Origin of the sequence: Marilutibacter maris (genome assembly GCF_006546735.2) — a bacterium.
Classification (GTDB): Bacteria; Pseudomonadota; Gammaproteobacteria; order Xanthomonadales; family Xanthomonadaceae; genus Marilutibacter; species Marilutibacter maris.
This window is the reverse complement of record NZ_VICD02000173.1, coordinates 1-10,243: the sequence shown is the minus strand read 5'-3', so window position 1 is coordinate 10,243 and position 10,243 is coordinate 1. Positions and strand designations below refer to the sequence as shown.

10 protein-coding genes are annotated in these 10,243 nt (G+C 69.1%); 8 read left to right on the top strand and 2 right to left on the bottom strand.

Features of this window, described 5'->3' with window-relative positions; genetic code table 11:
• Window positions 1–13 precede the first annotated feature (13 nt).
• The 7 genes from murG (at window position 14) to lpxC (ending at window position 8,271) form a co-directional block, all read left to right on the top strand.
• Window positions 14–1,087 carry an undecaprenyldiphospho-muramoylpentapeptide beta-N-acetylglucosaminyltransferase gene (gene murG, locus FKV24_RS10490; RefSeq protein ID WP_141482344.1) on the top strand — a complete coding sequence of 358 codons (1,074 nt, stop codon included), beginning with the start codon at window positions 14–16 and terminating at the stop codon, window positions 1,085–1,087.
• Window positions 1,084–2,541 carry a UDP-N-acetylmuramate--L-alanine ligase gene (murC, locus tag FKV24_RS10485; protein WP_141482343.1) on the top strand — a complete coding sequence of 486 codons (1,458 nt, stop codon included), beginning with the start codon at window positions 1,084–1,086 and terminating at the stop codon, window positions 2,539–2,541. The genes murG and murC overlap by 4 nt, the downstream gene beginning before the upstream one ends.
• Window positions 2,538–3,527, top strand: a complete 990-nt coding sequence (locus FKV24_RS10480) for a D-alanine--D-alanine ligase (protein WP_141482342.1) — start codon at window positions 2,538–2,540, stop codon at window positions 3,525–3,527. The genes murC and FKV24_RS10480 overlap by 4 nt, the downstream gene beginning before the upstream one ends.
• On the top strand, window positions 3,524–4,261 hold the full coding sequence (locus tag FKV24_RS10475) for a cell division protein FtsQ/DivIB (protein ID WP_111265656.1): 738 nt from the start codon (window positions 3,524–3,526) through the stop codon (window positions 4,259–4,261). Before FKV24_RS10480 ends, FKV24_RS10475 begins: the two co-directional genes overlap by 4 nt.
• Window positions 4,258–5,508 carry a cell division protein FtsA gene (gene ftsA, locus FKV24_RS10470; RefSeq protein ID WP_111265657.1) on the top strand — a complete coding sequence of 417 codons (1,251 nt, stop codon included), beginning with the start codon at window positions 4,258–4,260 and terminating at the stop codon, window positions 5,506–5,508. The genes FKV24_RS10475 and ftsA overlap by 4 nt, the downstream gene beginning before the upstream one ends.
• A gap of 139 nt (window positions 5,509–5,647) precedes the next feature.
• Window positions 5,648–6,868 (top strand): cell division protein FtsZ, encoded by a 1,221-nt coding sequence (gene ftsZ, locus FKV24_RS10465; RefSeq protein WP_111265658.1) that lies wholly within the window; start codon window positions 5,648–5,650, stop codon window positions 6,866–6,868.
• Window positions 6,869–7,359: 491 nt separating this feature from the next.
• Window positions 7,360–8,271 carry a UDP-3-O-acyl-N-acetylglucosamine deacetylase gene (gene lpxC, locus FKV24_RS10460; RefSeq protein ID WP_141482341.1) on the top strand — a complete coding sequence of 304 codons (912 nt, stop codon included), beginning with the start codon at window positions 7,360–7,362 and terminating at the stop codon, window positions 8,269–8,271.
• 279 nt (window positions 8,272–8,550) lie between these two features.
• On the opposite strand, the gene FKV24_RS10455 is transcribed toward lpxC, so the two are convergent.
• Window positions 8,551–9,009, bottom strand: a complete 459-nt coding sequence (locus FKV24_RS10455; RefSeq protein ID WP_170288275.1) for a DciA family protein — start codon at window positions 9,007–9,009, stop codon at window positions 8,551–8,553.
• Between the two features lie 7 nt (window positions 9,010–9,016).
• Between FKV24_RS10455 and FKV24_RS10450 the strand changes: the two genes are divergently transcribed.
• Window positions 9,017–9,928, top strand: coding sequence for a M23 family metallopeptidase (locus FKV24_RS10450; RefSeq protein ID WP_141482340.1), 912 nt, complete (start codon window positions 9,017–9,019; stop codon window positions 9,926–9,928).
• A 134-nt stretch (window positions 9,929–10,062) separates the two neighbouring features.
• Here the strand turns inward: FKV24_RS10450 and FKV24_RS19580 are convergent.
• Window positions 10,063–10,243 (bottom strand): hypothetical protein (locus FKV24_RS19580; RefSeq protein WP_211371844.1); only part of this gene is annotated, 181 nt, incomplete at its 5' end.

Here is a 10,243-nt window from a genome sequence, read left to right as displayed (position 1 = left end):
GAGCGGCCCGGTGGTGATCCTCGCCGGCGGCACCGGCGGCCACATCTTTCCCGGCCTGGCCGTGGCCCGGGTGCTGCGCGCGCGCGGGGTGGCGGTGAACTGGTTCGGCGCCGAGGGCGGCATGGAAACCCGGCTGGTGCCGCAGCACGGCATCGAGATCGAGACCATCGCCGTGCGCGCGATCCGCGGCAAGGGCATGGCGGTCAAGCTGGCCGCGCCGTGGCGCCTGCTCAAGGCGGTGCTGGCGGCGCGCGCGTGCCTGAAGCGCCTGCGGCCGCGCGCGGTGATCAGCTTCGGCGGCTTCGCCGCGGGACCGGGCGGGCTGGCCGCGCGCCTGCTCGGGGTGCCGCTGTTCGTGCACGAACAGAACCGCGCGCCGGGGCTGACCAATCGCGTGCTGGCGCGGATGGCGCGACAGGTGCTGACCGGCTTCCCGGAGACCTTCCCGATGCTGGAAGAGACCGTGGTCGGCAATCCGGTGCGCGCGGAGATCGCCGCGGTGGCGCCGCCGGAGGCCCGCTACGAGGGTCGCGAGGGGCCGCTGCGTCTGCTGGTCCTCGGCGGCAGCCAGGGCGCGCGGGCCTTGAACGAAGCGGTGCCGAAGGCGGTTGCGGCGCTGCGCCACGTCGTCGAATTCCAGGTCCGCCACCAGTGCGGCGAAAAGATGCGCGCGGAAGCCGAGCGGTCGTACTCGGAGGCCGGGGTGGAGGCGTCCATCGAGCCGTTCATCGCCGACATGGCGGAGGCCTACGGCTGGGCCGACGTGGTCGTGTGCCGGGCCGGCGCGTTGACCCTGGCCGAACTGTGCGCGGTCGGTACCGCCTGCATCCTGGTGCCGTTCCCGCAGGCGGTCGACGACCATCAGACCAAGAACGCGGAATTCCTGCAGATGCGCGGCGCCGCCCAGGTGCTGCCGCAGGGGGAGACGCTGTACCAGCGGCTCTCCGCGACCCTCGAAATTCTCGACCAGCGCATCGACCTGCAGCGCATGGCGGTGTGCGCCCGCGCGCTGGCGCGGCCGGACGCGGCCGAGCGGGTCGCCGACGCGGTGCTGGGACACAACACTCAGAAGGAGCCGGTTGCATGAGCGCGACCGTACGCAGCCGCCGGTTGCAACACGATGGCGATCTCGCCAAGGCATTCCCGCGCGTGCATTTCGTCGGCATCGGCGGCACCGGCATGAGCGGCATCGCCGAGGTGATGTGCACGCTCGGCTACCAGGTATCGGGTTCGGACCTGGCCGACAACGCGGTCACCCGCCGGCTCGCCTCGATCGGGATCACCGTGCACCGCAAGCATGTCGCGTCGAACGTGCTGGGCGCTGACTGCGTGGTCGTATCCAGCGCGATCCGCCCCGACAACGCCGAGCTGATGGAGGCGCGCGCGCAGCGCATTCCGGTGGTTCCGCGCGCGGAGATGCTGGCCGAGCTGATGCGCTTCAAGCGCGGCATTGCGGTGGCGGGCACCCACGGCAAGACCACCACCACTTCGCTGACCGCCAGCGTGCTCGGCGAGGGCGGGGTCGACCCGACCTTCGTGATCGGCGGCCAACTGCTTGCCGCCGGCGCCAACGCGCGCCTGGGCAAGGGCGACTGGCTGGTCGCCGAGGCCGACGAGAGCGACGGCAGCTTCCTGCGCCTGAATCCGCAGATCGCGGTGGTCACCAACATCGACGCCGATCATCTGGAGAACTACGGCGGCGAGTTCTCGCGGGTGCAGGCGGCGTTCGAGGAATTCATGCACCGGCTGCCGTTCTACGGCCTGGCGGTGCTGTGCATCGACGATCCCGAGGTCGCCGAGCTGGCGGCGAAGACCCCGCGCCACGTGATGACCTACGGCACCCACGCCGAGGCCGACGTGCGCGCCGAGGACATCCGCCAGCAGGGCGCGGCGATGCATTTCACCCTGTGCCTGCCGGATGCGACCCGCACCGCGGTGGAGTTGGCGCTGCCGGGTCACCACAACGTGCTCAACGCACTGGCCGCCGCCGCGGTCGGCTGGCAGCTGGGCGTGTCGGCCGAGGCGATCGCCCGGGCGTTGCAGGGCTTCGCCGGCATCGGTCGTCGCTTCAACCTGCTGGCCGAGCTGGAGACCCCGAAGGGCGCGAAGGTGCAACTGGTCGACGACTACGGCCATCATCCCAAGGAACTGGAGGCGGTGTTCGCCGCCGCGCGCGGCGGCTGGCCCGACCGGCGCCTGGTGGTCGCGTTCCAGCCGCACCGCTATTCGCGCACCCGCGACCTGTTCGACGAGTTCGCGGCGGTGCTGTCGACGGTCGACGCCCTGGTGTTGACCGAGGTGTATCCGGCCGGCGAGGCGCCGATCGTTGGCGCCGACGCCAAGTCGCTGGCGCGTGCGATCCGGGCCCGTGGACGCATCGATCCGGTGGTCGTCGGCAGCGCCGGTGAGCTGCCGCGGGTGCTGCCGGACGTGCTGCGCGATGGCGATCTGCTGCTGGTGATGGGTGCCGGCGATATCGGTCATACCGCCCAGGAGCTGGTGACCGCCGGGTTCGTCGACGCCGATGGAGACGAGGCATGAGCGCCTTGCCGGCCGCGCAGCGTGTCTCCGACCCGGGTGTGTTCGGTCGCGTCGCCGTGCTGATGGGCGGCACCAGCGCCGAGCGCGAGGTGTCGCTGGACTCGGGCCGCAATGTGCTGGAGGCGCTGCGTTCGCGCGGCATCGACGCGTTCGCCGTCGATGGCATTCCGGCCCTGGTCGAGGCGATCCGCGCCGGCGGCGTGGATCGGGTGTTCAACATCCTGCACGGCAACCGCGGCGGCGGCGAGGACGGCGTCCTGCAGGGCCTGCTCGATGCGCTCGGCGTGCCCTATACGGGGCCCGGTGTGCTCGGCTCGGCGCTGACCATGGACAAGATCCGCACCAAGCAGGTGTGGATGGCCGAAGGGCTGCCGACCCCGGGCTTCGCGCGCCTGGCCGCCGGCGAGGACCTGGTCGCCGCCGCGCGTGCGCTGGGGCTGCCGGTGTTCGTCAAACCCTCCTGCGAAGGCTCCAGCGTCGGCGTGTTCCGCATTCTCGGCGAACAGGATCTGGCCGCCGCGGCGGAGTTCGCCGCCGGCTATGACGGCGAGCTGCTGATGGAGCGGATGGTGCAGGGCCCCGAATTCACGGTCGGCATCCTCGGCGATCTCGCGCTGCCGTCGATCCGGATCGAGCCGGCCGGCGAGTGGTACGACTATCACGCCAAGTACGTCGCCGACGACACCCGCTACATCTGCCCCGGGATGGAGGGCGAGGAGGAGGCGGAGATCGGCCGCCTCGCGCTGGCCGCGTTCCGCGCCGTCGGCTGCAGCGGCTGGGGCCGGGTCGACGTGATGCGCGACCGCGAAACCGGCCTGCAGCTGATCGAGATCAACACCGCGCCGGGCATGACCAGTCACTCGCTGGTGCCGAAAGCCGCGGCCGAACTCGGCGTCGATTTCGCATCCCTGTGCTGGCTGATCCTGGAACAGACGCTGCCGGAGCAGACCCGCGTCGAAGGTCGCGAAGGAGGCGCGCACGCATGAACGCGCTGGTGCGCCTGATCGGCTGGACCCTGGCGGTGGCCCTGGTGGTGCTGCCGGTGGTCGCCGTGCTCAAGGGCTGGATCGGCCAGGAGCAGTGGCCGCTGACCCGCCTGCGCGCGACCGCGGAGTTCCAGCGCGTCGACGCGGACGCGTTGCAGAAGACGCTGATGCCCTACGCCAAACAGGGCTTCTTCGCGGTCGATCTGGAAGCCGCGCAGGCGGCGGTGGCGGCGTTGCCCTGGGTCGAGCATGCCGAGGTGCGCAAGCGTTGGCCCGACGTGCTGGAGGTGTCGGTGGTCGAGCACCGGCCGTTCGCGCGCTGGGGCGATGCACGCCTGCTGTCCGAGCAGGGCCGGCTGTTTCCGGCCGACGGCATCGAGGTGCCGGCGCACCTGCCGAAGCTGGACGGCCCGGACACCCGGGTCTCCGACGTGGTCCGCTTCTACAACGAGTCGCGCACGCTGTTCGCGCCGCTGGGCGTCGGCGTGCGCAGCGTCGCGCTCGATGCGCGCGGCAGCTGGACGCTGGACCTGGCCAGCGGCACCACGGTCGTGGTCGGCCGGACCCGTCCGAACGAGCGGCTGCGTCGCTTCATCCGCGTCGTTCCGCAACTGGTCGCGCAGCGCGCGCATCGGCTGGCGCGCGCCGATCTTCGTTACACCAATGGTTTTTCGTTGACCTGGGGCGAGGCGATCGAGACCCCGGCAGCACCGCAGACGCAAGGACAATCATGAACCGCAAAGGCGACAAGTCGCTCATCGTCGGCCTCGACATCGGCACCTCCAAGGTGGTGGCACTGGTGGGGGAGTACACCCCCGACCACAGCGGGCCCGGCAATCCGATCGAGGTGATCGGCATCGGTTCGCACGAGTCCAGGGGACTGCGCAAGGGCGTGGTCGTCGACATCGAGTCGACCGTGCAGTCGATCCAGCGCGCGGTCGAGGAGGCCGAGCTGATGGCCGGCTGCGAGATCCGCTCGGTCTACGCGTCGATCTCCGGCAGCCACGTGCAGTGCCGCAATTCGCAGGGCATCGCGCCGATCCGCGACGGCGAGGTCAGCCATGGCGATCTGGACCGGGTGCTGGAGGCGGCCAAGGCGGTCGCGATCCCGGCCGACCAGAAGATCCTGCATGCGATCCCGCGCGACTACGTGCTCGACGATTCGCAGGAAGGCATTCGCAATCCGGTCGGGATGACCGGCGTGCGCCTGGAGGTGCATGCGCATCTGGTGGTCTGCGCGCAGTCGGCCGCGGCCAACGTCAGCAAATGCGTGCAGCGCTGCGGCTTGCAGGTCGACGACCTGATCCTGGGCGTGCTCGCCTCCAGCCAGGCGGTGCTGACCAGCGACGAGCGCGAACTGGGCGTGGTGCTGGTCGACATCGGCGCCGGCACCACCGACATCGCGGTGTTCGTGCATGGCGCGATCGCGCATAGCGCCAGTTTGCCGATCGCCGGCGACAAGGTCACCGAGGACATCGCCCACATGCTGCGCACGCCGACCCCGGAGGCCGAGCAGATCAAGGTCCGCTACGCCTGCGCGCTGGCGCAGATGGCGACCGCGGAGGAATCCATCCAGGTGCCCTCGGTCGGCGACCGGCCGCCGCGGCGGATGCCGCGCCACTCGCTGGCGCAGGCGGTGCAGGCGCGCTACGAGGAGCTGTTCGAGATGGTCCAGGCCGAGCTGCGTCGCAGCGGCTTCGAGCAGCACGTGCGCGCGGGCATGGTCCTGACCGGCGGCGCCTCGAAGATGGAGGGCGTCGTCGAGCTGGCCGAGGAGATGTTGCAGATGCCGGTGCGCGTCGGCATTCCCCAGCACGTCACCGGCCTGGGCGAGGTGGTCGGCAATCCGGTCCATGCGACCGGGGTCGGCCTGCTGCTGATGGGCAGTCAGATCGAGCATCCGCGGCGCCCGGTGATTCCGACCGGGCGGGCCGGCTCGTTCTTCAACAAGTTGAAGAACTGGTATCGCGGCGAATTCTGATTTCACGAGGTTCCGGCGAGGGCGCCGGGACCCGGCAGGCGAGGCGGAAGGCAGCACCACATGGCACCGGCAACACACGCAATCTCCCCAATGCAAGAACACAACAACAACTAGCACTGCACAGACAGAGGACGAGGACATGGCACATTTCGAACTGGTCGAGAGCATGGCACCCAATGCCATCATCAAGGTCATCGGCGTCGGCGGCGGCGGCGGCAACGCGGTCGCGCACATGGTCAGCAGCAACGTCGACGGCGTGGAATTCATCACCGCCAACACCGACTCGCAGGCGATCAAGAACTGCGGGGCCAAGCTGCAGCTGCAGCTGGGCAGCAACGTCACCAAGGGCCTGGGCGCAGGCGCCAACCCCGAGGTCGGCCGTCAGGCCGCGCTGGAGGACCGCGAGCGCCTGATGGATGCGATGGAAGGCGCCGACATGGTGTTCATCACCGCCGGCATGGGCGGCGGCACCGGCACCGGCGCGGCGCCGGTGGTCGCGCAGCTGGCCAAGGAGATGGGCATCCTGACCGTCGCCGTGGTCACCAAGCCGTTCCCGTTCGAGGGCCGCCGCCGCATGCAGGTCGCGCTCAAGGGCATCGAGGAGCTGAGCCACCACTGCGATTCGCTGATCACGATCCCGAACGAGAAGCTGATCACCGTGCTCGGCCGCAATGCGACGATGATCCAGGCCTTCCGCGCCGCCAACGACGTGTTGCTGGGCGCGGTGCAGGGCATCGCCGACCTGATCGTGCGTCCGGGCCTGATCAACGTCGACTTCGCCGACGTGCGCACGGTGATGTCCGAGATGGGCCTGGCGATGATGGGCACCGGTGCCGCCCGCGGCGACGACCGCGCCCAGGCCGCGGCCGAGGCGGCGATCCAGAACCCGCTGCTGGACGACGTCAACCTGTCCGGCGCCAACGGCATCCTGGTCAACATCACCGCCGGTCCGGACTTCACCATGGCCGAGTTCGACGAGGTCGGCCGCACCGTGGAGCAGTTCGCCTCCGAGGACGCGACCGTGGTCATCGGCACGGTGCTCGACCCGGACATGCAGGACGAGGTCAAGGTCACCGTGGTCGCCACCGGCCTGAACCGGGCGGTCTCCAAGCAGTCGCGTCCGAACGAGCAGCGCGCGCCGATCCAACTGGTCCGCAACGGCACCACCGGCCAGCCCGAGTTCAGCGCGATGGACGAGGCGCCGGCGCCGGCGGCTCCGAGCTTCGGCGGCAGCCTGCGTCGCGGCGGCATGGCCGACGCCGCGCCGGCGGCATCGTCGTCGGCTCCGGAAGCCGCCGACTTCGGCAGCGACAGCAGCTACCTGGACATCCCGGCGTTCCTGCGCCGGCAGGCCGACTGATGCCGTCCTTGGCGATGCATCGAGAGGACGGATCGTCCGGCTTGTCCATCCATGGCCAGGCGTTCGACGCCGCGCGAGGCAGTGCCTCGCAAGCGCGGCGCCTCACCCTGCGCCGGCAGGCCGACTGACCGTCGGCGCTGCGGTGGCCGCCCGCGAGTCGGGCAGGCCAACTCCCTGAATTGGCCGGACTCGTCCCCGGCCAGGCGGGATATTCGCCCCGGACCCGCTCCGGGGCCTTCGACCGGTCCGCGACCCGGACCGGTCAGTTTCGCGGCCGTCGATGACAGACGGTCGAGCTGCGGCGGCTGAACCGGCTTTTCGTTCAGGTTCAGCCACATGCGTGGTATTCTCCCCCGTGATTTTGGGCGTGCCGCCATGGCACGCATGCAGGCATGACGCCCCCGCGTCGATCGTCCGGAAAGGCGACGGATTTGCGGGGGCCGGCAGCCTGGGCTTCGAGACCATAACTACATAGACAGGCCCACCCGAACATGTTGCGCCAGCGCACCCTCAAGAATCTGATCCGCGCCACCGGCGTGGGCCTGCACAGCGGCGAGAAGGTGTTCCTCACCCTGCGCCCGGCCCCGGTGGACAGCGGCATCGTGTTCCGCCGTGTCGACCTCGACCCGGTGGTGGAGATCCCCGCGCGCGCCGGACTGGTCACCGAGACCATGCTGTGCACCGGCCTGAGCTGTGGCAGCGGCAAGGTCATGACGGTCGAGCACCTGATGTCGGCGCTGGCCGGGCTGGGGATCGACAACGTGATCATCGACCTGTCCGCGCCGGAAGTGCCGATCATGGACGGCTCGGCCGGCCCGTTCGTGTTCCTGCTGCAGTCCGCCGGCATCGCCGAGCAGGACGCGCCCAAACGCTTCATCCGGATCAAGCGGCCGGTGGAAGTCCGCGACGGCGACAAGATCGCCCGCTTCACCCCGCACGAGGGGTTCCGGATCGGCTTCACCGTCGAGTTCGACCACCCGGCGATCCCGGCGTCGCAGTCGCGTGCCGAGGTCGAATTCTCGACCGCCTCCTACGTCAAGGAAGTCAGCCGCGCGCGGACCTTCGGTTTCATGCGCGACCTGGAGTTCATGCGCGAGCGCAATCTCGGCCTGGGCGGCTCGATGGACAATGCCATCGTGCTCGACGAGTTCCGGGTCCTGAACGAGGACGGCCTGCGCTATGCCGACGAGTTCGTCCGCCACAAGATCCTCGACGCGGTCGGCGATCTTTACCTGGCGGGGCGACCGATCATCGGCGCCTACGAGGGCTTCAAGTCCGGGCATGCGCTGAACAACAAGCTGGTGCGCGCGCTGATCGCCGAACCCGCGGCCTGGGAAGAAGTCAGTTACGTCGACGAGCGGCAGCCGGTTCCGGTGGCCTACGGCACTCCGATCAACGCCTGAGCAGGCAGCGCCGCGGGCCCGTGACGCCCGCCGTTTCCCCCTTCTTGACCTCCGATCCGTGCCGCCCGAGCGGCGCGCTCGGAGCGCGTGCGCGTGTTGACGGACGGGATGCGCAGGGCTGCACGGCGCAAACGTGCGATCGTCACAGACGTGAACAAATGCCTGCAAGTTAACTAAAAACTAACATAAATTTTCTTATTTATTTCTTTTTAGTTAACAAATGGCGGGATTTGCGCCAGTAGGATGCCCCGTCCCCCGGACATTTGTGGGCGTTTTCCCTCAATGACCGGACTTGGAATCGTCCGTATCGCCCGAATCGGCGGTCGGCAGCGAATCCAGGGCGGCCCGCAGCGCCTGCTTCGCGCGTGCGGACATGGGGACAGGCTGACGTGGAGCCGGTCTTGGCGGCGCATGGGGAGTCTTCGACGCCTTGATGACCACGTCGGTTGCAGTAAGCCCGATGGAGCGGGCCACGTTGAGCAGTTCCGGTGCGGACATCCTGAGTCTGGATTGCCACACCGGAGCGTCGACGACAAAAACCAGCTTGCCGTGATTGATATTCGCAAGCCTCGCGTGCGGGGCCAGTGAAGGCGGCAGATGGGGACGTAGGCGACGGTCCACCTCGTCGAGCCAGAGGGCACGACGGATCGGGTCGCCGGCGGGTTCCGCGAGCAGCGCATCGAGCGCCTCCTGCGGAGCCGGCTGACGACGCGGGGACCTGGCTTTGGAATCAGACATCGGAAATATGACCTTCGAGAACATCATTCAATCATCGCGCCGGGCCGCCGCCCACCTGCTCTGGCAGGGCCAGCGGTTCGGTGCGACCCGGCCCGGCCTGTGCGCCTCGCTGCTGCTCGCGACCGGGCTGGGCGTGGGACTTGGAGCCGGCGTCGCGATGACCGCCACCCTGCGTGTGCAGGTCGCCGACCAGCAGGCCCAGATCGAGGATACCCGTCGCGAGGCCCAGCGCGAGATCAATGCGCTGGCCGCCCGTCTGGGCGAACTGCAGGCCGAGGCCAACCGCCTCAACGCGCTCGGCGAGCGGCTGACCCGGATCGGCCAGTTGCAGGACGGCGAGTTCGACTTCGAGAAGCCGGTCGGCGTCGGTGGCGCCGGCCCGGTCGAGGATATCTCCAAGCCGGAGCTGGACGAAGGGCTGCAGCAGCTCGACGCGCAGTTCGAGGCCGCCGGCCAGCAGCTTTCGGTGCTGGAAGCGCTGCTGTTCAGCCGACAGCTCGATCTCAACGCGGTGCCGTCGCGCTCGCCTGTGGCCCGCAGCTACATCACCTCGGGCTTCGGCTACCGCGCCGATCCGTTCCGCGGTGGCCGCGCACTGCACAAGGGCATCGACTTCGACGCCAACACCGGCGACCCGGTGTTCGCCGTCGCCGACGGCGTGATCAGCTACTCCGGTGTGCGCTCCGGCTACGGCAAGGTGGTCGAGATCGATCACGGCAACGGCTACGTGACCCGTTATGCGCACAACTCCAGGTTGAGCCGCAAGGTCGGTGAGCTGGTCCGCGCCGGACAGGAAATCGCCAAGGCCGGCTCGACCGGTCGTTCGACCGGCGCCCATGTCCACTTCGAGGTCTGGGAGAACGGTCGCGTGGTCAATCCGCGCAATTTCCTCAGCCAGCAGTCGCCGCTGAAGGGGTGATCGGGACGGGTTGGCCGTGAAAGGCCGATTCGAATGCGGACAGATCGGAACGGGGCGGAAACGCCCCGTTCTTGCGAGTGGGGCAGGGCAGCAGAGCGGGATCGCAGGAATGACATGAGCCGCGATCCCCGGGCTCATGGCAAACGCCCATCGGCTCCTGCATTGGATTTCATGGTCGCAGCCCCCTGAGTCAGGGGGCGATTCGCATCGCAGATGCGAATGGGGGTGTGGAAGCGCAACGGCGGGGCCCAAGGTTTGCGCAGCGAACTTTGGGAGATATCCGGGCGCAGCCGGATATCGTTCCCCCCTGAGTCA

Excerpts from the sequence above, each read along its gene's own strand:
- murC (WP_141482343.1), top strand. The coding sequence starts at position 1,084 with ATGAGCGCGACCGTACGCAGCCGCCGGTTGCAACACGATGGCGATCTC.
- FKV24_RS10480 (WP_141482342.1), top strand. The coding sequence starts at position 2,538 with ATGAGCGCCTTGCCGGCCGCGCAGCGTGTCTCCGACCCGGGTGTGTTC.
- FKV24_RS10475 (WP_111265656.1), top strand. The coding sequence starts at position 3,524 with ATGAACGCGCTGGTGCGCCTGATCGGCTGGACCCTGGCGGTGGCCCTG.
- ftsA (WP_111265657.1), top strand. The coding sequence starts at position 4,258 with ATGAACCGCAAAGGCGACAAGTCGCTCATCGTCGGCCTCGACATCGGC.
- ftsZ (WP_111265658.1), top strand. The coding sequence starts at position 5,648 with ATGGCACATTTCGAACTGGTCGAGAGCATGGCACCCAATGCCATCATC.
- lpxC (WP_141482341.1), top strand. The coding sequence starts at position 7,360 with ATGTTGCGCCAGCGCACCCTCAAGAATCTGATCCGCGCCACCGGCGTG.
- FKV24_RS10455 (WP_170288275.1), bottom strand. The coding sequence starts at position 9,009 with ATGTCTGATTCCAAAGCCAGGTCCCCGCGTCGTCAGCCGGCTCCGCAG.
- FKV24_RS10450 (WP_141482340.1), top strand. The coding sequence starts at position 9,017 with ATGACCTTCGAGAACATCATTCAATCATCGCGCCGGGCCGCCGCCCAC.